General features: G+C 45.1%; 13 protein-coding genes and 1 pseudogene. 6 read left to right on the forward strand and 8 right to left on the reverse strand.

Going from position 1 to position 24,987, the window contains the following annotated elements:
* The 5 genes from E5358_RS12170 to E5358_RS12190 all read right to left on the reverse strand — a co-directional run.
* Positions 1–1,738 (reverse strand): DUF6443 domain-containing protein (locus tag E5358_RS12170; protein ID WP_277821289.1); only part of this gene is annotated, 1,738 nt, incomplete at its 3' end.
* A complete protein-coding gene (locus E5358_RS12175) occupies positions 1,728–2,045 on the reverse strand; it encodes a hypothetical protein (RefSeq protein ID WP_135940452.1) in 318 nt (105 codons plus the stop codon). The genes E5358_RS12170 and E5358_RS12175, both read right to left, overlap by 11 nt.
* A complete protein-coding gene (locus tag E5358_RS15125) occupies positions 1,978–3,489 on the reverse strand; it encodes a hypothetical protein (RefSeq protein ID WP_168354663.1) in 1,512 nt (503 codons plus the stop codon). Before E5358_RS15125 ends, E5358_RS12175 begins: the two co-directional genes overlap by 68 nt.
* A gap of 16 nt (positions 3,490–3,505) precedes the next feature.
* Positions 3,506–4,021 carry a hypothetical protein gene (locus tag E5358_RS12185; RefSeq protein WP_277821290.1) on the reverse strand — a complete coding sequence of 172 codons (516 nt, stop codon included), beginning with the start codon at positions 4,019–4,021 and terminating at the stop codon, positions 3,506–3,508.
* Positions 4,018–5,202, reverse strand: a complete 1,185-nt coding sequence (locus E5358_RS12190) for a hypothetical protein (RefSeq protein WP_135940454.1) — start codon at positions 5,200–5,202, stop codon at positions 4,018–4,020. The genes E5358_RS12185 and E5358_RS12190 overlap by 4 nt, the downstream gene beginning before the upstream one ends.
* 813 nt (positions 5,203–6,015) lie before the next feature.
* Here E5358_RS12190 and E5358_RS12195 point away from each other — a divergent pair.
* From E5358_RS12195 to E5358_RS12205, 3 genes and pseudogenes are all read left to right on the forward strand, one after another.
* A complete protein-coding gene (locus E5358_RS12195) occupies positions 6,016–9,342 on the forward strand; it encodes a glycosyltransferase family 117 protein (protein ID WP_135940455.1) in 3,327 nt (1,108 codons plus the stop codon).
* A gap of 3 nt (positions 9,343–9,345) precedes the next feature.
* A complete protein-coding gene (locus tag E5358_RS12200) occupies positions 9,346–10,026 on the forward strand; it encodes a polysaccharide deacetylase family protein (RefSeq protein WP_135940456.1) in 681 nt (226 codons plus the stop codon).
* 237 nt (positions 10,027–10,263) lie between these two features.
* A pseudogene (locus tag E5358_RS12205) lies at positions 10,264–12,321 on the forward strand (ATP-dependent Clp protease ATP-binding subunit); the annotation flags it as partial.
* A gap of 159 nt (positions 12,322–12,480) precedes the next feature.
* Here E5358_RS12205 and E5358_RS12210 read toward each other — a convergent pair.
* Both E5358_RS12210 and ettA read right to left on the reverse strand, forming a co-directional pair.
* Positions 12,481–13,833, reverse strand: coding sequence for a glucose-6-phosphate isomerase (locus E5358_RS12210; RefSeq protein ID WP_135940457.1), 1,353 nt, complete (start codon positions 13,831–13,833; stop codon positions 12,481–12,483).
* A gap of 136 nt (positions 13,834–13,969) precedes the next feature.
* Positions 13,970–15,667, reverse strand: a complete 1,698-nt coding sequence (gene ettA / locus E5358_RS12215; RefSeq protein ID WP_135940458.1) for an energy-dependent translational throttle protein EttA — start codon at positions 15,665–15,667, stop codon at positions 13,970–13,972.
* Positions 15,668–15,907: 240 nt separating this feature from the next.
* Here ettA and E5358_RS12220 point away from each other — a divergent pair, with 240 nt between their 5' ends.
* The 3 genes from E5358_RS12220 (at position 15,908) to E5358_RS12230 (ending at position 22,273) form a co-directional block, all read left to right on the forward strand.
* Positions 15,908–16,792, forward strand: a complete 885-nt coding sequence (locus E5358_RS12220) for an Rpn family recombination-promoting nuclease/putative transposase (protein ID WP_135940492.1) — start codon at positions 15,908–15,910, stop codon at positions 16,790–16,792.
* A gap of 409 nt (positions 16,793–17,201) precedes the next feature.
* Positions 17,202–20,483 (forward strand): TonB-dependent receptor, encoded by a 3,282-nt coding sequence (locus tag E5358_RS12225; protein ID WP_135940459.1) that lies wholly within the window; start codon positions 17,202–17,204, stop codon positions 20,481–20,483.
* Between the two features lie 26 nt (positions 20,484–20,509).
* Complete coding sequence (locus E5358_RS12230) at positions 20,510–22,273, forward strand: BACON domain-containing protein (protein ID WP_135940460.1); 1,764 nt, start codon at positions 20,510–20,512, stop codon at positions 22,271–22,273.
* A 132-nt stretch (positions 22,274–22,405) separates the two neighbouring features.
* Here the strand turns inward: E5358_RS12230 and E5358_RS12235 are convergent, their stop codons facing one another.
* Positions 22,406–24,949: a M6 family metalloprotease domain-containing protein gene (locus tag E5358_RS12235; protein ID WP_135940461.1), complete on the reverse strand. Its 2,544-nt coding sequence runs from the start codon at positions 24,947–24,949 to the stop codon at positions 22,406–22,408.
* Positions 24,950–24,987 lie beyond the last annotated feature (38 nt).

Genomic DNA, 24,987 nt, shown 5'->3' on the forward strand with positions numbered 1-24,987 from the left:
TCCATTCCATGGAGCTTATGCTGCCGTTGTAGCACGGGTTCGCTCCCGAGGCATAGCCGATAGACTCCGTGAAGGCATCGCCTGCGACGGAGGTCGTCCATCCGTGCAGGTCATAAGAGTAGGATGTGCTGTTCGCCCCAGAGCCCTGCACCAACTTGCTGACGCGTCCGAGGTCATCATATTCATGGGATGCTATGCGTTGCGTCTTTGAACTGTTGCCGTCTGTAACAGTCAGGTCAGAAAATAGCAGCTTCCCGCTCTTTTCGTCGTAAGTGTTTGTCAGGCATGTCCTATACATCGTCTCCTTCTGAGTGCCAAAACCTTTGATTAGGGTTTGCGTTGTGCGCCTCACTGTGTTAAGGAATGTGTACTCTGTATTGGTTGACATGTAGGTGTTGTTGGATGAGACGCTTCTTGAGGCTATTACGTTTCCGCGTATGTCGTAGAAGAACACTGTCAGGACATATTCCTTGTCAGAGTCCACAACCAACTGGCCTGTCAGCTGTCCTTTGCCGTAATCCAACTCTTCCACGCTGCCTTCAACGACAGGTTTCCGTACCGGCTCATACTTCAGGCTGTCAGCTGGAAGGTTTTTCAATATGCAGCAATATTCGACAAAGTCATAGTTGTCGTAATAGTTCACAATATCTGCTTTGGGACCATTGAGATAATATGGATACTTAATGGTGTAACCACCGGAGTTTTTTGTTTTCTCATGCGGTGCGGTAATGTCCAGCACAGCGAGGTTGTCGCCAGGATGAGCAAGACCATAGCAGCTGCCCTGAACTGCCAATCTTCCCAGTCCATCATATACATAAAAGAAATGCCGGTTACCATTATCGTTACGCATTCTACCGTCCTGCATGGCAATAAGTCGGTCGTTGTTGTCATACCAATACTGTATGTGCTCACAGCCGGGCAGGATTTTCTTAGTCACGTTTCCATGAGAGTCATAACGGTACTCATAGGCGTAAAGGGCTTTCTTCCCTTCTTTCTGGTATTGGGGTGAAAGGACATAGCGCAGCTGCCCGAGAGTGTTGTATACGAAATATGTATCATTATCTCCATTTCGGCGTTCAAGGATTTTCCTGCCGAACATATCCGTATATACTTCAAGCGTATGCCCGTCCTCATCCGTTGTCTTCACTCCGTCAAGCATGCAGGGTTCATAGAAGCCATCATTGACCAGTGAGATTTTATCTGTCGGTGCGGTGTACATTTTCACATCATTCTCCCCATTGGTCATGTATTCGGTCTTGACAATCTTGTTGCCAGAATGCCACTGTTCGCCAGCATTAATGCTATAGTCTTTACGGTCCAAGGCGTCTGTTACGGCCACTGTGTAGGCATGCCCTGTGCCATAATTCGCCGATGACTCGGTCTTGAATCCCCTTATGTCGGGATAGTCCAATGAGCTGGAAGTTGGTGTTCCAAGCCAGTTTGCCGTCATCCGTTGCGCATTATCGTATTCAGTAAGCGCTCCTATGCTCCTGTTTGCCGGGCTCACACCGTTCTGGACATAATATGTCGGTCTGCCAAGGCCGTCACAATACTGGACATCTGTTTTTGAGACAAGAGAGGCATGCACAGCCATTGAGTCTCCTTCAGCCTCACCGTTATAGGCCTTCATCATGGTTATGGTTTTCACATAGTTTTGTTTTACACTTTGCCCGTAGCAAGGTGCAAGACAGGTGATTAGCGGCACCGCTGCAAACATGTATCTGAGTCTACTTTCCATTTTGCTTGTAATTATATTCATACTGTTTCAGCAGATAGTCATAGTACTCCCAGTCATTCCAGCCTATCAGTTCCCTTACCTCCCTTAATCTGTCCAGCGGGTCATAATAGTACATGACATCGTATCCGTTTGGATAGGTTACTTCGTCTATTTGCCATGGACTGTTATAGAAATAGGTTGTTTTTTGAGATAGTTTGTTGTCCCCATCACCTTCTTCTATTAGATTGTGTATGTAGTTGTCACTTCCTGTCCAGACAAATCGTGTATAGCCTTTTCCTCTCTGCCAATAACGCTGTACGGATTTCAATGGTGTTGGAACTTGATATGTTGCTGTATTTGTAGACAGTCCTTGAGCCGTCATGCTTTGTTTCTTCCACATTGGAGTAGCCTATATGCGGACCGAAGGAGTTGGACATGGGTATTATGGACGATGAACGCTCCATAGACATAGTGGAATATGCGCCGGCAACACTAAGCTCCGCATACCAGTTCTGCCAAGTGTGGATTGGCGTTGAGAAAAGTTCTCCACTGGATTTGTCTGAACCGGACTGTTTATATGCAAAGGTGCGCTTGTTTGCAATTGCAGTACCTTCGTCACTATAATCTGTGATGCACTTGATACGCAAGCCTCCTGCAATGCCACCGTTGTTAACCATCCTGTTCCTGTCTGTTGAGAGATACGAAGAATAGTCGTGTGGTTCATATTCAAAAGTCGACCATCCTCCTGTCGGATAGACTAAGGTTTTCAGCATACCACCACTTGTGCCAAAGGGTGTGCGGTCAGCATATAGAAATGCTTTTGACTCATTTGTTGTCTTGCCATTATAGTATCCCCAATGGTCAACAGCTTTTGTTAGGTAACCAAGTGACGACTTTCCTAAATAATTATACTCCATGTGATATTTCATAGATTGTACACTATTAGTATCATTTCCCGTAGTTATGACATCTGTTAGATTCATCCGTGATCCATATTCGTATTTTAACCTAATAATCCTTCGTGCAGTTCGCTCGTCAGTTGATGATCTATAGATGTTTATTGAATTAAGTTGTTTAAGCCGGCATGAACTCAATGGGTACACCCGTTTGTAGTAGCCGGGTTCTACATACTGATACTTTGCCGCTTCTTCATGCTCTGTCTGCAGATACCAAAATGGATAAAATGATGAATAGTTATAGTTTTCATAAGCTCCGAAAATGTTGAGTTTAGGATACAAATCCCTGAGTGGAATCCCTGAATCTGCTGAATTGAACTTAACCATAGTGCCGTCTGCAGCTACAATGCGTTCAAGGTAGACCGGTGAATTCAGCGTGCCATCATACTTGAAATTTGGTGAATATGATAATTTCTGTCCATAATCCGGCATTAATCCTCCCGGGTCATGATATTCTTCCACAGTGGAAGTGTAATCCATGTTGTACACTTGGGCAATGTAACATCCACGCTTATAGTCTAACTGATAAAGCATATTCCCATATTTGTCGCTTATTTTTGTAAGATACCAACTGCCGGCATGCAGCACATCACCCTTAGTGAACAACATTGCGTAATAGTCAATCGCATGATTAGTTCCGCCAAATTCATAAATATAGCCTTTATCATCACGGATGGTAAATCCTTTTATGACTCTCGGCATGCTATGACGTGTCGGTTCATTAGTGTCTCCGTTAGGATATTTTGTGACAAATGGTGTGATGAAATTGCTGTTAGCCTTGATGTCGAAAATAATATCCAGATTTTCATCAGACATGACTTTCCACTGGCCGTCATTGCCAAGGAAAAACCTTCCCGTCTTCCCCCATAAAATTGAAATGGAAGATGTCAGGAGCAAAATCGTAACGAGTCATCACCACATAATCTTTGAGTTTGTCAACATTATACTTTTCTTCCTTCAGTTTTTTATATGATGAGAAATAGTTAGAAAAATGATCTGAATTTCCTCCTATTGGAATGGTCTCATCATCATAGTTGTTCCTCACACGAGTAATCACTCCACCGGCAACCAATGTCCAGTTGTTGCCAACCCATCCCGGCAGGCTGTTTGGCATCACTCCGCCGGCATCATAACTGAGATAGATGGGGAACTCATAGCCTCGTATCACCATTTTGTAAATAGGGATGGAAATATCTGGACGTCCTGTATAATACGATACCGGAATCTCGCCGTATTTACCCAAGTCGGCAGCGTTTGGCGTTGGTATCGCTCCGGGAACCATTTGCTGTGAGTATGCAGTGGTTCCAAACATCCAAATAAATAAAATGTTTCTTACTATATGTCTCATTTTCTTATCTTTATCACTTTGTTTTGTTCTCCGAACTCAATCTTTATTAATACATAGCCAATATTTATGGCTTCCGAAAGGCGTATGATTTCAGAATAAGCTCCCGCATGACGTTTGCCGAAATTCCTTTGTGCAATAGTGGCACCTCCGTCAGTGTATATGCCGAGACTCAGTTCTCCTTCCTCTTTCATGACATAGTCAAACAAAAGACGGTTGCCGTCGGCATCCAATCTTGCGTCCACCGCTATTGGGAAATCGTCATAGGTTCCACCATGAGAGCAGTCATGCGCCATATCACGGAAACTGTCGCGTGGTTTTCTGCCTGATGCCGCTTCATCCCTGAGTCTCATGCGTTCCTGCACTTTTTCGTTAGCCAAATCGGTGTTCAAGTCCGAGAGCTGCTCCTCCGGAAGATAAAGGAATGATGTGGCAATCCCACTGTGTATGGAATCATTCTGTACGTGGGAAGTGACAACCGTTTCCATAATGGGGTATCTGTGACCAATCTTATACCACAGATAACGGTCCTCACAGACATTGTCGCAGGGAAGTGAGTCAATGCACTGTCTCAGATAAGCATCGGTGAACATAGTGTCCGGCAGATGTCTTGTGTCAGAGGTGCGCCTGAATTCCGTACGCCGATGCAGACGGAGTATGTTTCTTAATGTGTCCTCACCGTTGATTATTATGCCGGTGGCGTCTGCCACAACGCTGTTCCGTCCCCACATGCCGATATGCAGCTTGTCACAGTAAGTGCCTCGCGCCATAAACTCCGAGCTTATGCTGTCACCGTAAGCCATTGTTTTTGTGCGATGAAGGACGGGTTTGACATAGTCCATTTTCGTTGTGCGGTTCCGGAAACCTTTGAGGAAAAGGCTGTCTCCGCATGTCGTGTAGTAATAGTTTGTACTGTGCTCTTGGCATACCATGCTGTCGCCTTTTGCGAAAAACTCCTGCGTATAGCCTTTGCCTTCATCGGTTCTGATTACTTCCCATACAGCATCCTTGCCACGGTCACCGTGGCTGACGACATCAATCTGCAGCTTTCGGAGACGGTCTCCGTCACGTGGAGCATTGCACTCCAAGGTGATGCTGTCCTGTGCCTGACAATGGCAGAAAGGAACAATGATTGAAAGGAATAGCAATAGGATTCGGGTGTGCTTGTTCTTTTTTGTCGGCATGGTAGTTTGCATAATTATATAATTGGTGAATTTTGTTGAAAAACTATGACGCAAAGTTAAAAATAAATTCATATAACACCAAATAAATTCTGTACTTTTTATACACTTAATTCTGTTTTTCTTGTGCGTTGCATTGTAATGGAATGGTGAGGACAGATGCAGAGTGCTTTGCAGCCCGAGATACAGTTCATTTTAGAAAACTCATGCCTGTAAACCGCTAAATAAATCGCGTAGAAACAAAAAGTATTTCAGAAGTTCGGGAAATCGCAAAAATTCCGCAATCTAAGTAATCAGCTGTAACTCTGATGGTTATGTGGGATTATGATAACTGTGTTAACGGTTGTTTTTGCAAAGGGTAACCTTTTGCAAAGCGAATGGTAACCTTTTATAGTGCAGAAGGTAATGAAATGCAGTGCGGAAAGTGGCATTTTCACCTCCTTTTTGCTATAAAAGCAACCATAAAAGGTGGTCTTGAACTGTAAAAACAGCCATTTTCATGTTGCTTTTCATCATTATGATAAATAGCGCATTAGAAAACTCATGTCATTTTTTCTTGTCTTGAATTAGCGGTGTTTTATGGGATTAATTTTGCATACTAACTTAAATTATCTTACGAAATTGTATTTTGTTATAAAAGCGATACACTCTATCGGTAATTTTTTATATCTTTGCATAATGTTAACTGCACCTCAGCAATTTAGAGCAAGTTCTATTGCATTCGGTTTGCATAACATTTGCATATTATTAATATTTTATTGGCGCGCCGACAACTGTGCGTTAAGAGCAAAAAAACATTGAAATAAAAACAAAAGAATGAAGAAGTTTAGACTTGTAGACAATGTCATGGGGTGGCTGACGTTCCTTGTCGCCGCTTTCGTCTATTGCTCTACTATCGAACCGACAGCGTCTTTTTGGGACTGTCCGGAGTTTATTACCACAGGTTACAAACTTGAAGTCGGTCACCCGCCGGGCGCACCGTTCTTTATGCTCACCGCCAACATCTTCTCACAGTTTGCAAGTGATCCGTCACAGGTGGCAAGGATGGTGAACACGATGTCGGCTTTGCTTTCTGCCACATGTATCCTTTTCTTGTTCTGGTCGATAACGCATCTTACGCGCAAACTTATCATTGGCAAGGATGAGGTGATAGACACAGCAAAGCTGGTTGCCATAGAGGCATCCGGACTTGTGGGTGCATTGATTTACACTTTCTCTGACACATTCTGGTTCTCGGCAGTAGAGGGCGAGGTCTATGCCTATTCGTCTGCCTTTACGGCTGTGGTGTTCTGGCTTATCCTCAAGTGGGAGGACAATGCCGACCAGCCCCACAGCGACCGCTGGCTTGTGCTCATAGCCTACATGACAGGTCTGTCGATAGGTGTCCATTTGCTGAACCTGCTCTGCATTCCGGCGATTGTCCTGGTGTATTATTACAAGAAGAATCCGGCTGCAAGCCTGAAGGGATCGCTTGTTGCGCTTGCTGTCTCCTTCGTCATTGTCGCTGCTGTGCTTTATGGCGTTGTGCCGGGAATCATCACAGTCGGCGGATGGTTTGAGCTGTTCTTTGTCAACACTCTTTCATGTCCGTTCAATACGGGTGTGATAATCTACCTTATTCTCCTTGTATCCATTGTCCTTTGGGCTATTTACGAAAGCTATACAGGGAAGAACAAGCGTCGCGAAGACATGTCTTTCCTTGCCTCTGTCGGAATGCTTGGCATCCCGTTCTACGGCTATGGATGGTCAGCCTTTGGAATAGGAGTCGTTGTTCTTGCCGTGCTGTGGGGCGTCATGCAGTACAAGCGTGGGGGAAAGGCATTTGTGACTTCAAGGTTCAAGAACACGACGCTTCTCTGCATGCTGATGCTTATGATTGGTTACAGCACTTACGCCGTCATCGTCATACGCTCTGCAGCCAATCCTCCTATGGACCAGAACTCTCCGGAGGACATTTTCACTTTGGGAAATTACCTGAGCCGTGACCAGTATGGTGACAGACCATTGGCTTATGGCGAGGCATATACGTCACAGGTTGCTTTGGAAGTAGAGGGCAACATGTGCAAGCCTGTAATGAAGACAGGTGCTCCGGTTATACAGAAAGTGGAGAAGCACAGTGAGGACGAGCCGGACAGATACTTCACTGTACGCACGAAGGATAAGTATGTCTATGCACAGAACATGCTATTCCCACGTATGCACAGTTCTGCACACGCACAGCAGTATGAGGACTGGATGGGTGGCGTGCAGGGCACGGAAGTTCCTTTTGACCGTTGTGGCGAGCCTATTACTGTGAAGATGCCGACAATGGCGGAGAACATAAGGTTCTTCTTGTCTTATCAGTGCAATTTCATGTATTGGAGATATTTCATGTGGAACTTTGCAGGTCGTCAGAATGATTTGCAGGGTAATGGTGAATTGGAGCATGGCAACTGGATAACAGGTATTCCGTTCATTGACAACTGGATGCTTGGCGACCAGTCGCTTCTCCCTGATGAGTTGAAGGAAAACAAGGGGCATAATGTCTTCTACTGTCTTCCACTGCTTTTGGGACTGTTAGGTCTTTTCTGGCAGGCATTCCGTGGCGACAAGGGCATCCAGCAGTTCTGGGTGGTCTTCTTCCTCTTCTTCATGACAGGACTTGCCATTGTCCTTTATCTCAACCAGACACCGAGCCAGCCTCGTGAGCGTGACTATGCTTATGCAGGTTCGTTCTATGCTTACGCTATATGGTGTGGTATGGGTGTCGCTGCGATACTTGACATCATAGAAAAGAAATTCAAGAAGAGCAATGTCGCCATATCCTCTGTCATTGGATTGGCATGTCTCTTTGTGCCTATACAGATGGCAAGCCAGACATGGGATGACCACGACCGCTCAGGCAGATACACTTGCCGTGATTTCGGGCAGAACTATCTCAACTCAATGCAGGACAGCGGTTATCCGATTATATTCACCAACGGTGATAATGACACATTCCCTCTTTGGTACAATCAGGATGTGGAAGGTGTCGGCACCAATGCGCGCGTCTGCAATCTCTCTTATTTGCAGACCGATTGGTACATAGACCAAATGGTGCGCCCTGCATACGATTCTCCTTCACTGCCTATCACATGGCCACGTGTAGACTATTGTTCCGGAACAAATGAGTACATAACCATAGAGCCGGAATATGAGTCACAGATAAGACAACTCTATGCAGAGAATCCTGAAGAAGCAAAGGCTGCTTGGGGTGAAGAGCCGTTTGAGGTTAAGAATATCTTGAAGTATTGGGTGCGTGAGGGCAAGGATGCTGATGGAACCCATATCATTCCTACCGATACGCTTTATCTTACTGTCGACAAGGAGGCTGTCAAGAAGTCCGGAATGCTGATGGCGTCAGACTCCATTCCTGACAGGATGGTGATTTCACTTGCAGGAAAGCGTGCTTTGTACAAGGGCGACCTGATGCTTTTGGAGATGCTTGCCAACGCTAACTGGACTCGTCCGTTGTACGTTGCTACGACTGTCGGACAGGAGAATTACATGAACCTCGGCGACAATTTCGTGCAGGAGGGTCTTGTCAACCGCATCACTCCTTTCACAACAAATGTTGAAGGCGCGAAGAACTTTGATACAGAGCGCGTATATAACAATGTGATGAACCGCTTCAAGTTCGGCGGATTGGACAAGAAAGGGCTCTATCTTGACGAGACGGTTATGCGCATGTGCTACACTCACAAGCGCCTGTTTGCCAATCTTGCGACAAACCTTATCGCGGAAGGCAAGACAGATAAGGCTAAGAAGGTGCTGGCATACATGAACAAGGTCATGCCGGAGTACAATGTTCCGACAACCTATCTCTCAGGAGGTCTTGACTTCATCCGTTGCTATGCGCAGCTGGGAATGAAGAAAGAGGCTATGCAGATAGTCAACAGCATGTGGAAGAATTGTACACAGTATATGCGTTGGTATCTTTCTCTTGACGCGAACCGTTTCTCTATGGCACAGCGTGACTGTCTGTATCAGATATATGTCATGCGGTCACTGATAGATTTGGCAGATGTGATGGACTCTGCACACGCAGACAAGATGGTGCAGCAGCTTTCTTCAACTGTCAATACATACCAGGGCAGAGGCGGAATAATTCCTGATGAGTTCTAATGGATGTTTATAGAACAACCGTCAAAATGGCTGCGATGGCTTTATCCTAAGGCATTGTGGCGAATGGATGAAAGTGAGCACTCGGTGTATCTGACCTTTGATGATGGTCCGATACCCGAGTCCACTCCATATATTCTGAAAATGCTGCGTGAGTTCGGAATCAAGGCTACTTTCTTTGTTGTGGGGGACAATGTGAGAAAGTATCCGGAACTCTACCACCGGATCCTGGAAGAAGGGCATCAGGTAGGCAATCATACTTACAACCACATAGGTTCGGCACGTCATTCAATAAAATTCTTTGAGAAGAATGTTGACAAGTGCTTCTGTATAATGGAAGAGCAAGGAGCATTATGCTCCGATATGAATGGCGGTGTGTCACAAAAGGTGAATCCTTGTGCGTTCCGCAACAATCTTTTCCGTCCTCCCCATGGTTGGATGCGTCCGACGCAGTATCTGCGGTATAAGAACAAATTGCGTATTGTCATGTGGGATCTTGTCACACGCGACTATTCCAAATTGCTTTCCCCTTATGATGTCGTGCGTAATGTAAAGAACTATACTCGTAATGGCAGTATAATAACATTCCATGACTCGTTGAAGTCCATAGACAAGTTGTATTTTGCCCTTCCAGCATCGTTACGATGGCTGAAATCACAGGGCTATGAGTTCAGAACTTTCGATTGAAAAGATATATGTAACATTGACATTTTGGCATTTTCAGAATGCCAAAATGACATAAGAACCTCATAGGCACGACCTTTGAGGTTCTTTGTTTTAGAAACATTCTTCTATTGTCAGCCACGCCTTATTAGCAAGGCTTAACCGGAGAAAGGAACATTAATACATATATAATAAAGAAAGGAGTTAATGATGAACAACTACAACATGAACAATGCAGGTAATGGAGGTAACACTTCCTTGCAGCATCTTCCAAAGTATGCAAAGAACCTTGTGGAGGATGCAAAACTGGGAAAACTCGACCCTGTAATCGGACGTGACGAGGAAATCCGCCGTGTGCTTCAGATTCTCTCACGTCGTACAAAGAACAATCCGATACTTATTGGTGAGCCGGGTACTGGTAAGACAGCCATTGTGGAAGGCTTGGCGCAGCGAATTGTAAGAGGCGATGTGCCGGAGAACCTTAAGCGCAAGCAACTGTACACTCTTGATATGGGTGCACTTATTGCAGGAGCGAAGTATAAGGGTGAATTTGAGGAGCGACTGAAAGGTGTTGTCAATGAAGTCGTACAGTCCAATGGCGAGATCATTCTCTTCATAGACGAGATACACACTCTTGTCGGTGCTGGCGCCGGTGACGGTGCGATGGATGCCGCTAACATATTGAAGCCGGCTCTTGCTCGTGGCGAACTGAGGGCTGTAGGTGCGACGACTCTTAATGAGTATCAGAAATATTTCGAGAAGGATAAGGCCCTTGAACGAAGATTCCAGACTGTTATGGTCGATGAGCCGGATGAGCTGAGTGCAATCTCTATCCTTCGTGGACTGAAAGAACGCTATGAGAATCATCATAAGGTGCGTATACAGGATGATGCTTGTATTGCTGCCGTGCAACTTTCCGAGCGTTATATCTCTGAGCGATTCCTCCCGGACAAGGCTATTGACCTTATGGATGAGGCTGCTGCAAAGTTAAGAATGGAGCGTGATTCTGTGCCGGAGGAACTTGATGAGATCACTCGCCGGCTTGCCCAATTGGAGATTGAGCGTGAGGCGATAAAGCGTGAGGACAACAAAGACAAGCTCATACAACTGGACAAGGATATTGATTCTCTTCGCAAACAGGAGAAGGAATTCCGTGACCGTTGGGAGGGTGAGCGTCTGCTGATAAACAACATACAGCAGAAGAAAGAGCTCATCGAGCACTTGAAGTTTGAGGCTGACCGTGCCGAGCGTGAAGGCAATTACGGTCGTGTTGCGGAAATACGTTACGGTCAGATTCAAGGTCTGGAGGCTGAACTGAAGAAAGCTAAGGAGGAGTTGACAAGCAAACGTGGCGTAGATTCTGTTGATACCTCTCCGCTTGTACGTGAGGAAGTTACCGCTGATGACATTGCTGAGGTCGTAGCTCGTTGGACAGGCATACCTGTAAGCAAGATGATGCAAAGCGAGAAAGACAAACTCTTGCATTTGGAAGATGAGCTTCACAAACGTGTAATCGGGCAGGAAGAGGCTATCACAGCCGTTTCTGATGCTGTCCGCCGTTCACGTGCCGGTTTGCAAGACCCTAAGCGTCCTATTGCCAGCTTCATATTCCTTGGCACTACAGGTGTGGGTAAGACTGAGCTTGCGAAGGCTCTTGCTGATTATCTCTTCAATGATGAGACAATGATGACACGTATTGACATGTCTGAGTATCAGGAGAAATACAGTGTGTCAAGACTTATCGGCGCGCCTCCGGGATACGTTGGATATGATGAGGGTGGTCAGCTCACAGAGGCTGTGCGCAGAAAGCCTTACAGTGTTGTCCTTTTTGATGAGATAGAGAAAGCTCATCCTGATGTGTTCAACATCCTTCTGCAGGTGCTTGACGATGGCAGATTGACGGACAATAAGGGACGCACGGTGAACTTCAAAAACACCATTATCATCATGACATCTAATGCTAAGCGTGAGATGCTGCACCGGATAATGCGTCCGGAGTTTCTCAACCGCATTGACGAGATTATAGATTTCCATAAGCTTTCAGAGAAAGAAATCAAGGAAGTTGTACGCATTCAGATCAATAAGGTTGTCAAGATGCTTGCTGAGCAAGGTTTCACACTGAGTGTAAGTGATGCAGCAATGGACATTCTTGCACATGAAGGATATGACCCGGACTTCGGTGCTCGTCCTGTGAAACGTGCAATACAGCATTTGCTGCTCAATGAATTGTCACGCCAGCTGTTGAGCGGAGCGGTTACCACGGCACATCCTATCAGTGTGGATTCATCTGATAATGGATTGGTATTCACAAACAAATAAAATAAAAGTCGGCAGAGTAGGGTACTTGCCCCTGTCTTTGCCGACTTTTTTGTTTATCCCAAATACTATGGAATGGATTCGGGATTTGTTTAAGAATATAGATTCTTTCTTTTCTTTGATTTCTTAGAGCAATGAATGCTAATCTTTGATTTCTGCCGGTTATTCCGCAGCAAGCTTTGCGCGGATAGCCTTTGTCTCTTCCTCGTATCCGGGCTTCTCGAGAAGAGCAAACATGTTCTTCTTATAAGCCTCTACACCTGGCTGGTTGAATGCGTTCACACCAAGAAGCTGACCGGAGATGCCACATGCTATCTCGAAGAAATAGATGAGTTGTCCATAGTTGTAAGCGTCGAGTTTCTCGATAGAGATTAGGATGTTAGGAACACCGCCGTCGACATGTGCAAGGCGTGTGCCGAGTTCTGCGTTCTTGTTCACCTCGTCGATGTGCTTGCCTGCGAGGAAGTTCAGGCCGTCAAGGTTCTCCTCGTCGTGTGGGAACAATAATGTGTTGTCAGGATTCTCTACAGAGATGCATGTTTCGAAGATTGTGCGCTCGCCGTCCTGAATCCACTGTCCCATGGAGTGGAGGTCTGTTGTGAAATCGCAGGAAGCAGGGAAGATTCCCTTCTTGTCCTTACCTTCGGATTCTCCAAACAACTGCTTCCACCATTCTGCATAGAAATGGAGTTTTGGCTGATAGTTGATGAGAATCTCTATCTTCTTGCCGTTCTGGTACAGTGCGTTACGTGTAGCTGCGTAGATTGCTGCAGGATTCTCCTCGAAAGGAACGTCAACAGCGCACTGCAGCTCCATAGCCTGTGCACCGACAACAAGCTGGTCGATGTCGATACCTGCACATGCAATAGGAAGAAGACCTACCGGAGTGAGCACAGAGAAGCGTCCGCCGACATTGTCAGGGATGATGAATGAGCGGTAGCCTTCCTTGTCAGCGCAAGTGCGTGCAGCACCTTTCTTTGCATCAGTCACAGCAACGATAAGGTCTTTTGCCTTTTCCTTGCCGACTTGCTGCTCCAATTGTGTCTTGAGCAGACGGAATGTCAGTGCAGTCTCTGTTGTTGTGCCGGATTTAGAGATGTTGATGATTGCAAATGTCTTGCCTTGCAGATACTGTGTCAACTCGTAGAGATAATCCTCACCGATGTTGTTTCCGGCGAATACAATAGCAGGAGTCTTTGCATCTTTCACAAGCCACTGGAAAGAGTTTGAAAGACCCTCAATGACGCACTTTGCACCAAGATAAGAGCCTCCGATACCTGCGATGACAATCACCTCTGCTTTTGAACGCAAGTCCTCTGCCACAGCTTTTACTTCAGCGAGGAATTCCGGTGTGATTGATGACGGAAGGTGCAGCCAACCAAGGAAATCGTTTCCCGGTACTGTGCCTTCTTCAAGTCCTTTACGTGCAGCAACAGTCTGCTCTTTAAGTGCCATGATTGCGCCTGCCGGCAGGAACTGCTGCGCTTTTGTAATGTCTAACGAAATGCTTTTCATGTTTTTGTTTATTTGGTTTTGGGTTATTGGTTATTTGGTTTTAGGTTGTGGATTATAGGGGGGGATAGGTCTTAGGTTTTGGGTTATAGGCTTGTCAAATAACCATCTACAACCTACAACCCATAACCTATGATTATTATCCTTCCATAAGTTTGCGATAGCGTGGACGTTTTACCTCGTCAGTGCCAAGACGCTGCGCTTTGTTTATTTCATAGTCTGAGTAGCTTCCCTCAAAGAAGAATACATTGCCGTCACCCTCAAATGCGAGGATATGTGTGCATATACGGTCAAGGAACCAGCGGTCGTGGGATATGACTACAGCGCATCCTGCGAAAGACTCCAAACCTTCCTCCAATGCGCGTAGAGTGTTCACGTCGATGTCGTTGGTCGGCTCATCAAGCAGCAGCACATTTCCCTCCTGCTTCAGTGCAAGCGCAAGTTGCAGACGGTTTCTCTCACCGCCGGACAGCACACCACAGAGCTTTCCTTGGTCATTGCCTGAGAAATTGAAACGGCTGAGATAAGCACGTGCGTTGATGTCTTTTCCTCCCATGCGGAAAGATTCCGTGCCGCCTGATACAACATCGTACACAGTCTTGTTCGGATCTATGTCTTTATGTTGCTGGTCAACATAAGCGAGTTTTACAGTATCGCCAACCTCGAATGTTCCTGCATCGGCATTGTCAAGTCCCATGATAAGACGGAATAGTGTGGTCTTTCCTGCGCCGTTTGGTCCGATGACACCAACGATGCCGTTAGGAGGCAGCATGAAATTGAGGTCTGTGAACAGAGTCTTCTCGCCGAATGCCTTTGCGACATGCTCCGCGTTGATGACCTTATTGCCGAGACGCGGACCGTTAGGAATAAAGATTTCAAGTTTCTCCTCACGCTCTTTTTGCTCTTGGTTAAGCATCGCATCATAGCTGTTAAGACGCGCCTTGCCCTTTGCTTGACGTGCTTTCGGAGCCATACGAATCCACTCCAACTCACGTTCGAGGGCTTTTCTGCGCTTTGACGCACTCTTCTCCTCCTGAGCCATGCGTGAAGTCTTCTGGTCAAGCCATGATGAGTAGTTTCCTTTCCATGGAATGCCCTCGCCACGGTCAAGTTCAAGAATCCATTCCGAAACATCATCAAGGAAATAACGGTCGTGTGTCACGGCAATTACAGTGCCCTCATACTGCTGCAAGTGCTGCTCCAGCCAGTCTATGGACTCCGCATCAAGGTGGTTGGTAGGCTCATCGAGAAGAAGCACGTCCGGCTTCTGAAGAAGCAATTTGCAGAGAGCGACACGGCGACGCTCACCACCGGAGAGCTTGTCAACAGCCCAATCGCCAGGAGGACAGCGCAATGCGTCCATGGCTCTTTCTATGCGTGAGTCCATGTTCCAGGCGTCCGTACTGTCGATGATATCCTGCACTTCCGCCTGGCGTGCCATGAGTTTATCCATCTTGTCCGGGTCGGAATAATACTCTTCCAATCCGAATTTCACATTGATGTCGTCATATTCCTTCAGCGCATCGTAAACATACTGCACTCCCTCCTGCACATTCTCCTTCACTGTCTTTTCTTCATTGAGTGGCGGATCCTGAGGCAGATAGCCCACGGTATATCCGGGACTCCACACCACATCTCCGGAAGTAGGTTGCTCTATACCGGCGATAATCTTCATAAGCGTAGATTTACCGGCACCATTAAGACCAACGATACCTATTTTCGCTCCATAGAAGAAGGAGAGATATATGTTCTTAAGGACTTGTTTTTGGTTTTGTTGGATGATTTTGTTCACACCAACCATTGAGAAGATAACTTTCTTGTCGTCTACTGTTGCCATTCTGTTCGTTTTTATATGTTTTGCCTACAAAGTTAATGAAATTTTTAGAGAAAAAGAAGAGCCTATTGTTAATTTTGTAAAAAAAACATGTGTCAGCGTTTGTCTTTCATCTGATGTTTTTAATAGAATAATGCGTTAACATTCTGAAAATTCGTGCTAATTTGGGTGATGCATATTTGGATAATATAGAAAATATATGTATCTTTGCCACAGTTAATCAAACATGAATAGATTATGGCAATCAGATATTTAGATCCGAAAGCGGATTTGACATTCAAGCGAGTGTTTGGTGAGCACCCTGATCTTGTTATCAGCCTGCTTAACGCACTCCTCCCTTTTGAAGGTGAAGGGGAGGAGATAGAATCTGTGGAATATCTCCCGACAGAGCTTGTGCCTGATAATCCTCTGCGCAAGAACATCATCGTGGATGTGCGTTGCCGTGACAATTGCGGCAGACAATTTATTGTGGAGATGCAGATGGTTTGGTCGAAAGAGTTCATGCAACGTGTGCTCTTCAACTCTGCGAAAGCTTATGTTAGGCAGTTGGATGGCAAAGAACATTATAAATTTCTGGAACCTGTATATTCCCTGAATCTTGTCAACGATATTTTTGAAAAGGATATTCCGGAATATTATCATTATTATCGTCTGGTTCATGAGCTGTACTCTGAGAAGGTGATTGATGGTCTTCACCTTATCTTTGTCGAGCTTCCGAAATTCAAGCCTCACACATTGACGGAGAAGAAAATGCAGGTGCTGTGGTTGAGGTATCTTACAGAGATAGAGGAAAAGACGGTTGATGTTCCGCAGGAATTGCTTGATACACCTGATATACGAAAGGCTCTGAAAGTCGTTGAAGAGTCAGCCTACACTCCTGCTCAGCTTCTCGGCTATGATAAATTTTGGGATATTATCCGCACTGAGAGGACTTTGGTTGAAAGCGCATTGGACCGTGGCTTTACAAAAGGTATGGAAAAAGGTATGGAGAAAGGTTTGTTGGAAGGCGAGTCGAAAGAAAAGCATGCTACTCTAATACGTATGCGAGAAGCGGGAACAAGCATAGACATCATGTCTGTTGCTACAGGCTTGCCGGTTGAAGAGATACGAAAACTGTTGAATCTATAGTGAAATCGCACAATCATTCTGTGCTTTATGGAAATCTGCATAAGTTCATTATATTGGGCTTATGCAGATTTATTTGTTTGTAAAATGTCTTGGTATGGTAGGTACTTTAGCGAGGAGTTTGTTTGAGCTTTCCCTATGGGAATCTGAGAAAGATACACCTATTTATTATATATACGCACGTAAAACAAACTGTGCATATACTGGTGTGTTCTTTTTGAATGATTTTGCATGAGTGTATATGCACATTCGTCTGGAAATGTGTGAAAACTTGCCAATATTTACATTATTTATGCGTTAAAAGCACTTATCGCATAGATATAAGCATTTTTTTTTGATTTTGTAACTTATATTTAAAATTAAATGTGTAATTTTGCAGTCGATTTTATATTAAACATTTTTCTAATAAATTATGTTCAAGAAACTAAGTTTTATTATGGCTGTATTGATGCTGACACTTGTATCAGGCGTCAATGCGCAAGTAACCACTTCTTCAATGGGAGGTATGGTAACTGATTTTCAGGACGAGCCAATCATTGGTGCTACTGTCAGAATCGTTCATGAACCTTCCGGTACACAGTACAATACTGTTACCAACATAAATGGACAGTATTCTGTACAAGGTATGCGTGTCGGTGGACCATACAAAGTAACGATTTCTTATCTCGGTTCTGCAACTCAGACATTCACAGGTGTTACTCTCCAGCTTGGTGAGACATATCGCCTGAATGCCAAAATGAAGGAAAGTGCAGATATGCTGGAAGAAATTGTTGTGACAGGTAAGCAGACTAAGTTCCACACAATGAAAACAGGCGCAGCTACCAATATCACAAGTGCTCAGATTACCAGCATGCCTAATGTTAACCGTAGCATTACCGAACTTACACGCCTTTCTCCTTATGGAGGTAATGGCATGACATTTGCCGGTAGTGACGGTCGTACAGCCAACTTCACTGTGGATGGAGCAGACTTCAACAACAATTTCGGACTTTCAGACGGTCTGCCCGGTGGTGGTAACCCTATCTCTCTTGATGCTATCGAGGAGGCGCAGGTGGTTATCTCTCCATACGATGTCCGTCAGACAAACTTCATCGGTGGTGGTGTGAATGCTATCACAAAGTCAGGTACAAATACCTTCAAGGGTACAGCCTATGTGTACCACAAGAACGAGAACATGCAGGGTGACGCCGTCTATGGTGAGCAGATTGCTGGTGCTCGTGAGAAGAGCCGTGAGACAACTTACGGTTTCACTCTTGGTGGTCCAATCCTTAAGGACAAACTCTTCTTCTTTGCTAACTATGAGGAGGTAAAGATCCCTACTGTCGTTAACCGCTGGCGTGCATCTGATAAGGGAATTGCTGATGCAGACAATTTCATTTCTCGTACTACAAACGCTGACATGCAGCGTGTTTCAGAATTTGTAATGAATAAGTATGGCTATGATACAGGCTCATGGACAGACTTCCCCGCAGACAAGACAAACCGCAAGATTCTTGCTCGTATTGATTGGAACATTACAAACAATCATCACCTTGCTTTGCGATACAATCACACTCTCAATGAGAATTGGATTTCCCCTAACGCAACTTCTATGGATGGTGGCGATCGTATGTCAGGTTCTCGTATGTCACAGTATTCTATGGCCTTTGCTAACTCTATGTACTCAATGGAGAATAAGGTGAACTCTTGGTCATTGGATTTGAATAGCCGCTTCAGTGAGAAACTCTCCAACCAGCTGCTTGCAACATATTCTAAGCTTGATGATATTCGTGGTACAAACTCTGCTGATTTCCCATTCATTGACATTCTTAAGAACGATGACAATGGCGACCCTCAGAACTATATGGCTCTTGGCTATGAGCTCTTCACACACAACAATGCTGTACACAATGAGGTGTATAATGTACGCGACGATGTGACCTATTATACAGGTGCACACAAACTCACTGCAGGACTTTCTTATGAACACCAGATGGCTGACAATGCTTATATGCGTAACGGTACTGGTTACTATCGTTATCGTTCTGTTGACGATTTCATCAATGGTGCTACTCCTGAAGTAGTTTGTCTCACTTATGGTTACGGTGGTGAAGCAAATCCTGCTGCACGTGTGACATTCAACAAGCTTGGTCTTTATCTTCAGGACGTATGGCAAGCTACTGACAAACTCAGCCTTACAGGTGGTATTCGCTTCGACAATCTCATGTTTGATAATGGAGATTTGATGACAAACAATGCAATTCGTGACCTTGACTATAACGGTCGTCACATCGATACAGGCAAATGGCCTAAGAACGGTTTCACTGTTTCTCCACGTGTCGGCTTCTCTTATGATGTTCTTGGCGACAAGTCTCTCGTAGTACGCGGTGGTACCGGTCTCTTCTCCGGTCGCCTCCCACTTGTGTTCTTCACAAATATGCCAACAAATAGTGGTATGGTGCAGTATCAGGCACAGGTCAATGCAAAGAATGCAGAAAAGAATGGCTTTGACATGAGCGTTTTCAATGGCGGACTTGTAAAGAACGATGGAATGTCTTACGCTGAGTCACTGAAGCAGAAGCTTATCGGTCTTGGCTATCCAGAGAATATCACTCCAGAAGAGGGAGCTGTTCCATCAGCAATCGCAGGTGTTGTTCATGATTTCAAGATGCCACAGGTATGGAAGACTTCCATCGCTGTTGACTATTCTCTTCCTGTCAGCTTCCCATTGACAGTAACTGGTGAATTGATTCTTAACAAGACAGTAAACGATGTTTGCATCTCTGACTGGTCTGTACCAAATGCAGGAGGTTTCGCACGTTTCAATGGTGTTGACAATCGCCCTATTTACCCTGCGAATTATCATGTAGGTACAAAGGCTTTCATGCTCGATAACACAAGTAAGGGTTACGGCTGGATTGGTAGCATCACAGTGAATGCACGTCCAACAGATAACATCAGCCTCATGGCTTCCTACACTCACTCTGTAAAGAAGGAAATTACAAGTATGCCTGGCTCAAATGCTGAGTCTGCATTCACATACGTTCCTACTGTAGAAGGTCCTAACAACATTCAGTTGCACAATGCAATTAATACAACTCCTGACCGTTTCATCCTCAGTGGTACATTCAGCGATAAGAGTGGTAACTCTCTCAGCCTTATCTACGAGACTTGGCGCGGTGGTTACAACTACTCTTACATGCTCTCTAACGATATCAACGCTGACGGTTACAACTATGACGCAGTCTATGTGCCTACTGATGAGCAGGTAAAGAACGGTGATTTCCGTTTCGTTTCTCAGGATGACGCTGACCGCTTCATGGATTTCGTCCATAACGACAACTACCTGAAGAACCATCAGGGAGAGTATGCTGAAGCTTACAGTGTTTACTCTCCATGGGTACACCGTGTTGACGTTGCTTATAAGCACGACTTCAAGGTTAAGACCGGCAAGATTAATCACAAGCTCCAGCTTGGATTTGACATTAAGAATGTACTTAATCTCTTCAGCAGCAAGTGGGGCGTAGCAAAATATCTTAATCCTGCCATTGGTAATGAGGCACGTATAATGAAATACGAAGGAATAGACAAAGACGGTTATGCAACATTCTCTACTCCAAAGGCAATCAATGGAAACACTAAGACTTTTGTTCCTAATCACAGCCTTGGTCAGTGCTGGTTTATGTCTATTGGTGTTAAATATTTCTTCAACTAATCACATAAAACATAAAGAATAATAGTATGAAACTAAGATATTTATTTTCAGCACTTGCGGCAGTTCTCACATTTGGCTTGACAAGTTGTGATGAAGATTTTGAGGCTACATATCTTGATGACCTGCAAGTATCAAAATCATATATAGCAATTGATGCAGAGGGTGGTGCCGAGGAAATCATAGTCCGTGCAAATGATGTTTGGGAAATAAAAGCCTATGCAACTGAAAAAGATGAGAATGGTAAAGATAAGGTTATCTATGTAGACCCAAGTTCTGATAAATGGCCTTCATGGGTTAATGTGGCTCCTGCTTCTGGTGAAGCAGGTGAAGCAAAAGTCACATTCTCTGTTTCTGAAAAGAACGATAGCCGCTCACATGATTTCATCATCTTTAGTGGAAATAACACTCAACGTTTGACTGTTCAGCAAGGTGTCCTGACTCCTTCAGAAGCAACTTGTGCCGAGATTATTGCAGGTCCGGAAAAGAATTATCGCGTAAAGGGTACAGTAAAGAGCATCGCAAACACAATTTATGGCAACTGGAACCTTGCTGACGAGACAGGAGAAATTCTCATCTATGGTACTCTTGATAAGGATGGTAAGGCAAAGAATTTCGCTTCTCTCGGTATTGAGGTAGGTGACGAAGTTACAGTAGAAGGTCCTAAAAAAGTCTATGGAACAACAGTAGAACTTGTTGATGTGACAGTCATCAAGATTAAAAAGTCTCTTCTCAAGATAGAGAAAGTTGAGCCTGCTGACGCAATACCTTCAGAAGGTGGTGAGTTCACAGCCTATTGTACAGTTAAGGGAACTAACGGTGTCCTTGTTGACCTTACTCCTGAACAAGCAAAATGGATTTCTCTCAAGTCTGTTAAACGTGGAACAATGCCAAATCCAAAGGATGAGACTCTGAGTATGGATGTGACCCTTGTTACCTTCAATGTAAAGGCAAACAATGCTGCTCCTCGCAATACAGACATCATACTTGGTTCTTCTGATGAGAAAGGCAACAGTTCTTCTGTGTCAATAAACGTTTCTCAACTCGGTATGTTAGGAACTCTTGAGGTTCCAATGACACCGGAAGAGGCTATCGCTGCAGCTAAATCAGGTGCCACTGCTCCTGTATATGTGAAGGGCATAGTTTCTCAGCTTGTAAAGGGTGGCTTCGATTCCGGTTATGGCAATGGCTCATTCTGGATTTCTACTGATGGTAAGTTTAATGAAAACCTTGATAAGGACTTCGAAGTATATCAGGCTCTTTGGCTTGGAAATAAGAAATGGACTGTTAATAATCCTCAGATTGAGGAAGGTGCAGAGGTTATCATATATGGTCCTCTCACTGTTTATAATGGCACTGCTGAGACTCAGGGCAAGGGCGCAGCTTACGTTTATAGTGTGAATGGTGTTACTACTGATGCCAACGGTATCGGTACTCTGACAAATCCATTCAATGCTGTCGGCGGTGTTCAGGCTGCAAATGGTGGTGTTACAAACAAGGTTTATGTTCAGGGAACTGTTTGTGAGCTTGTCAAGGGTGGTTTCGATGCGAATTATGGAAACGGCTCATTCTGGATTTCTGAGGATGGCTCATATAAGGGTGATAAGTCTGTTGAGTTTGAGGCTTATCAGGTGAACTACCTTGGTGGAAAGAAATGGAACTCTGAGACAGACCCTCAGATGGCAGTCGGCGACAATGTTATTATTTATGGTCCGCTTACTGTTTATAATGGTACTGCTGAGACCCAGGGTAAGGGCGCTGCGTATATTTACAGCCATAACGGCAAGAAATAAGCAGTAGAATTGAATTTGTAAGAGTTACTGATATGTCTCTATAAGAATTGGGGCTGTGTCAAACGACACAGCCCCAATTCTTATTATGTTGATTGAAAAGTTCTTGTTCTTTATGGAAAGGGCAGGGACATGTTAGTTGATGATAATCTTCTTTCTGCCGATTATATAGATACCGGGTGCGAGTTTTGCCTTGTCATTGCCGAGGCTTTGACCTGCGAGATTTAGGATGCATGTGGGAGGAACATTCTCTCCGGTGCGAACTGAGGTTATGCCTGTTCCGGACAATTCCACGGTTTTTGGCGAGCTCCATGCTGATTCTTTGTCACCGAATACAGCCTTTACCATAAACCGATACTGTGGTGCGGTCAGTCCGGTAAGTGTGTAGTGGTTGTCTGTGATTCCTTCGATGATGACGGTGCCATCGTCTTCTGTTATGGTAGCAAGTACCGGCAATGTCTTTGCAGAAGCCACACTTTGTATGTCGTCAAGTGTGAAATTGCCGTCATAGACGGTTATTGTCTTGAGATATACGCGTTTTGTTGGCTCGAGGATTATACGGCAGTCCTTGTCGTATTCAAAGGTTATGGCTGTTGGTGTCTGCACTGCATCTGTTGTGAAGCTCTTTGCGTACATAGTTCCGTCGGCTTTTGTAAGGACGCTTTTTGTTTGCGGGTCGGCAAGCATAACGGTCATGTTCTTATTGTCATTACCATATTGTTTCGTCTCTGTATAGATGGTTATATTGCCGGACTGTGGTGAGACGGCAGGAGTTATTATGTTGTGCACTCCGCTTTTGCTGCTTCCAATCTTTATGCCGTAGGGCGATTCGTAAAGTTTTGAGCCGCTCCAGTCATCACCGATGCTGCCTGAGATGTCTTTGTTACTGTCGGAGGTGACATCATAGTTGAATTTTCTGCTGAGCAATTCTGCTTCTTCAATGGCAGGTTTTGTGTAAGGGAATACCTTAAGTGTGTAACTGTCAGCGTCTTCCACTTCTGACCATGATGCGGTGAAACCACCGGAAGTGATGTTCGTCGCATCATTTAATGCAGGAGCAGGCATGCCACCCATGAATGTGAATGATATGAGTCCATCACTTGATTCGGTGATGTCTGTAATTGGTTTGTGCATATACTTTGAACCGTCGGAATTCGGATTGTACAGTGTTGCAGCAGGTTTTGTCTCATCCGTAAATGCAGTGTGTCCGCCGGTGCCGGGGAACGGGTCACCTGCCAGTTGGGCGTAGGTTGCGGTGTACGCTTTCATTCCGTTTCCAATATTTACTAATGTGCCATAGCTGTTGTCGGCAGCGAAATATGTCATACGCTGCCTTGATGCCATGTCGTTGGGAGCGTTCTGCTGCCATACACTTTTGTCGTAGTCGACATGGAGAACCAGCATTCCGTGACCTGTGCCGTTTCCGTTTCCTGCTGTATAGCTGTCCCAACGTTTAGCCTGACGGTTTTCAAGAAGATAGTATTCGTCAGGGTGTGCGTCGTTTGTTATTTTATATGCGACAGGCTCATCGTTCAGTGCCGGCATGTCGGTGATGTATGTCGGAGAATCCAGTTCTGTGAAATCCAACCATCCTGCCCACCAGCGCTCGAATGATGTGAATGCGGCAGGCACTTCACCATGTCCGTTTGGTCCGTTGTAAGAGCCAGAGTCCATCAAGTCCCAGCTCATCATTCCCTGACCTCCGGAATAGTCTGTGTCGTAAAGGTCCGCATAGCCAAGGCAGTGGGAGAATTCGTGGCATGCAGTGCCGATACCGTCGATGGTTGTGGTACTTCCAAGTTCGCAAGAGACGGCATAAGTGTCAATTTTCACACCGTCAAGAGTCTGTGCGCCTGTGCCGTCACCATATCGTGCTCCTTCGGACAAAGCCCATTCGTGTGGCCAGATGTCGTCTTCAACATCGCTTGCCGCCTCACCTGTACCGGCATAAATCACGAAGACTTGGTCCACTTCGCCATCGCCGTCCCAGTCATAGTCGGCGAAATTCACTGCTTTGTCGGCAAGTTTCAGAGCTTCGATGACAAGCTCGCAAGGATGGTTGTCATCGCCATAGATGTCGTTTCCTCCGTAATAGCTGTGGCTTTTGCTTACTGTGACAGGACCGATTACGTCGAATGTCAGGTCGAACTTGCCATAGGACTGGTCGTAGAAATAGTCATGGACGGAACCGATATATCCCGGGGCGTTGTATCCTTCTTTGTTGAAACGTTCTTCAAACACAGACTGAGTATGCTTTTGCAACATCGTCTTATCGGAGAAGTTCACAAGAATTACAAGACCTTTCTTTGAGCCTATGAGTTTTGTTGGCACTCCGAATGCTTTCTTTTTGCCATTGGAAGCTTTTGCCATAGCTGTTTCACGGCGTGCAATTCTCCGGTTGTTGTTCTTGCGTGCACGGTTGAGTCGTGTGTTTTTCATTGTTTCACTCTGCTCTGCAGTCAGGTAATACAGTCTGCCGTCACTGTTCTTGGCAAGAGTTTTTCCGTTTTCGTCAACATACCAATGACCGTTTTCGTCACCGACGAGCATGGCGTTTATTGTTATTCCGTCAGCAAGTTGCATTGTTCGCCATACGCGTTTTGCCGGAATGGCAAAAGCCGTTACAGCCAAGAGTAGGGTAATGGCTGTAACGGCAGTTTTGATGTAATAATGTCTCATAATTGTATTTTCTGCCTGAATATGGCGAAAATGCTATT

The organism is Palleniella muris (genome assembly GCF_004792655.1).
Classification (GTDB): domain Bacteria; phylum Bacteroidota; class Bacteroidia; order Bacteroidales; family Bacteroidaceae; genus Prevotella; species Prevotella muris_A.